The sequence below is a fragment of the Streptomyces prasinopilosus genome (assembly GCF_001419695.1).
Classification (GTDB): Bacteria; Actinomycetota; Actinomycetes; order Streptomycetales; family Streptomycetaceae; genus Streptomyces; species Streptomyces prasinopilosus.
The window spans coordinates 1-3,124 of record NZ_LIRG01000722.1; the positions used below are offsets into that span (position 1 = coordinate 1).

Here is a 3,124-nt window from a genome sequence, read left to right on the forward strand (position 1 = left end):
ACGCCGGCCCTGCCGTCCGCCACGGCCGGGATCGCGCCCGGCTCGCCGCCCTCGCTCAGCCGCACCGCGTACGGCGACCAGCGGCCGGGCAGCGCGGCCTCCTCCTGGAGCAGTTCCCCGGTGGTGGCCCGGCCGGGACGGGCGACGAGCGTGACCTCGGGCCGTTCGTTGTCGGCCCTCAGCAGTTCCTCGATGCCGGCGCGGCCGGGCCACCACCGGGGAACTGCTCCAGGAGGAGGCCGCGCTGCCCGGCCGCTGGTCGCCGTACGCGGTGCGGCTGAGCGAGGGCGGCGAGCCGGGCGCGATCCCGGCCGTGGCGGACGGCAGGGCCGGCGTGCAGGACGAGGGCAGCCAGCTCGTCGCGCTCGCCCTGGCCGGCGCACCGCTGGACGGACCCGACCGGATGTGGCTGGACGGCTGCGCCGGTCCCGGCGGCAAGGCCGCGCTGCTCGCCGCGCTCGCCGCCGAGCGCGGTGCCGTCCTGCTGGCCTCCGAGAAGCAGCCGCACCGGGCCGGACTGGTCGCCAAGGCGCTGGCGGGGAACCCCGGGCCGTACCAGGTCGTCGCGGCCGACGGCACCCGGCCGCCCTGGCGGCCCGGCACCTTCGACCGGGTGCTGGTCGACGTGCCCTGCACCGGCCTCGGCTCCCTGCGCCGGCGCCCCGAGGCGCGCTGGCGGCGCCGCCCGGACGACCTGGAGGGCTTCGCCCCCCTGCAGCGCGGACTGCTGCGCACCGCCCTGGAGTCCGTACGGGTCGGCGGCGTCGTCGGCTACGCCACCTGTTCGCCGCACCTGGCGGAGACCCGGGCCGTGGTCGCCGACCTCCTCAAGCAGTTCCCGGACACCGAGCTCCTCGACGCCCGGCCGCTGCTGCCGGGCGTCGAGGAACTGGGCGAGGGCCCCGACGTCCAGTTGTGGCCGCATGTGCACGGGACCGACGCCATGTATCTGGCGCTCATCCGCCGGACCGGCTGAGGCCCGCCTCCCGGGTACGCGCACCGTGCCGGCGCCGTCCTCGCGGGCGAGCCGGTGCGGCCCGCGTCCTCACGTCCCGGGTGCCCCACGCACCCCGGGCGCCCCGCGTGCCCCGTTCTCCCCGCGGTCCCGGTCCGCCCGGGAGCACCGCGCGCCGGGCTCACGGCCGTGCCGGAACCGGCCGGTCCGGGACGCGGAACGGGGGGACGGGAGACGGATATGCCCGCATCCGTCCCCGACCGGTGCCGCCGTACCCCGGAGGGCATGGCAGGCTTGGTGCATGGCCGCGCAGATCAACCCCAGCATCCTCTCCGCCGACTTCGCCCGCCTCGCGGACGAGGCGCAGGCGGTCGCGGGAGCCGACTGGCTCCACGTCGACGTCATGGACAACCACTTCGTCCCGAACCTCACGCTCGGTGTGCCGGTCGTGGAGTCGCTGGCGCGTGCGACGGACACCCCGCTGGACTGCCACCTGATGATCGAGGCCCCCGACCGCTGGGCGCCCCAGTACGTCGAGGCGGGGGCCGGCTCCGTCACCTTCCACGTGGAGGCGGCCGCCGCGCCCGTGCGGCTGGCCCGGGAGATCCGGGCCAAGGGGGCCAGGGCCTCCATGGCACTGCGGCCCGCGACGCCGATCGAGCCGTACGAGGACCTGCTCCCCGAGCTCGACATGCTGCTGATCATGACGGTCGAGCCGGGCTTCGGGGGCCAGGCCTTCCTCGACATCATGCTTCCGAAGATCCGCCGCACCCGCGAGCTGATCGGCAAGCACGGACTGGACCTCTGGCTCCAGGTCGACGGCGGTGTCTCGGCCTCCACCATCGAGCAGTGCGCCGACGCCGGAGCCGACGTCTTCGTCGCCGGATCCGCCGTGTACGGGGCGGACGACCCGGCCGAGGCGGTACGTGCGCTGCGCGAACGGGCCGAGGCCGCGACGGGCAAGGCGTCCTGGGCGTGCGACCACTGAACCACGGGAACATGAACGGCTCTCCAGCAAGGCCGTTCGACCGCGCCGGATCTGCGAGGATGAACGGCGAATCCAGAGTGTGAACAGCAGTGAGGAGAACGCCGTGTCGGGTATGTCGGCGGCGGGCCGTTCAGCCATGCGGATGGGACCCGCTGAGCTGGTGCAGGCGGCGGCCATGGCCCGCCGCTTCTACCTAGAGGGCAAGTCCAAGATCCAGATCGCCGAGGAGTTCGGCGTCAGCCGCTTCAAGGTGGCCCGGGTCCTGGAGACCGCCCTCGAACGGGATCTCGTGCGCATCGAGATCCGCGTGCCCGCCGAGCTGGACGCGGATCGCTCCGACGCGCTGCGCGCCCGCTACGGCCTGCGGCACGCCGTCGTGGTGGAGTCCCCGGCCGAGGCCGCGGAGACCCCCGACCCCGAGAACCTGGGAGAGGTGGCCGCCGACCTGCTCGGCGAACTGGTCAACGAGGGAGACGTGCTGGGACTGGCCTGGGGCCGGTCGACCATCCACATGGCGGCGGCCCTGGACCGGCTGGCGCCCTGCACGGTCGTGCAGCTGACGGGCGTGTACGACGCCGGGACCGCCGAGCGCGGCTCGGTGGAGGCCGTGCGGCGGGCCGCACAGGTGTCGGGCGGCGACGCCCACCCCATCTACGCGCCGATGCTGCTGCCGGACGCGGCGACCGCCGAGGCGCTGCGCCACCAGACCGGTATCGCCCGGGCCTTCGAGTACTTCGACAAGGTCACGGTCGCCTGCGTCTCCATCGGCTCCTGGGAGCCGGGCATCTCGACCGTGCACGACATGCTCACGGACGAGGAGCGGGAGCACTACGCCTCCCTCGGTGTCGCCGCCGAGATGTCCGCGCACCTCTTCGACGCCGACGGGCGCCGGGTGGGCCGCGACCTCGGGGAGCGGTGCATCACGGTCAAGACCGACCAGCTCCGCCGGGTCCCCGAGGTCGTCGCGATCGCCGGCGGGCAGCGCAAGGGCCCCGCGATCGACGCGGTGCTGCGCTCCGGGCTGGTCACCAGCCTGGTGACGGACACCTCGGCCGCCGACTACCTGATGGCGGCGGGACCCGCCCCGAGGTCCGCCCTCAACCGGTCCGACCCGGACGGGCCCTGACCGGGTGAGGGACGAGGGCGGGCGTGGCGGCCGCCCCGGCCGTACGGTGCCGCGC

2 protein-coding genes and 1 pseudogene are annotated in these 3,124 nt (G+C 75.0%); all 3 read left to right on the forward strand.

Annotated elements, in window-relative coordinates:
- Positions 1 to 196: 196 nt before the first annotated feature.
- Positions 197 to 976: pseudogene (locus AOK18_RS25240) on the forward strand (RsmB/NOP family class I SAM-dependent RNA methyltransferase); the annotation flags it as partial.
- Positions 977 to 1,256: 280 nt separating this feature from the next.
- Positions 1,257 to 1,943: a ribulose-phosphate 3-epimerase gene (gene rpe, locus AOK18_RS25245; RefSeq protein ID WP_055574509.1), complete on the forward strand. Its 687-nt coding sequence runs from the start codon at positions 1,257 to 1,259 to the stop codon at positions 1,941 to 1,943.
- Positions 1,944 to 2,022: 79 nt separating this feature from the next.
- The gene (locus tag AOK18_RS25250) at positions 2,023 to 3,069 is read left to right on the forward strand and encodes a sugar-binding transcriptional regulator (protein ID WP_055574510.1); all 1,047 of its coding nucleotides are present in this window, start codon (positions 2,023 to 2,025) and stop codon (positions 3,067 to 3,069) included.
- The last annotated feature ends 55 nt before the right edge of the window (positions 3,070 to 3,124 follow it).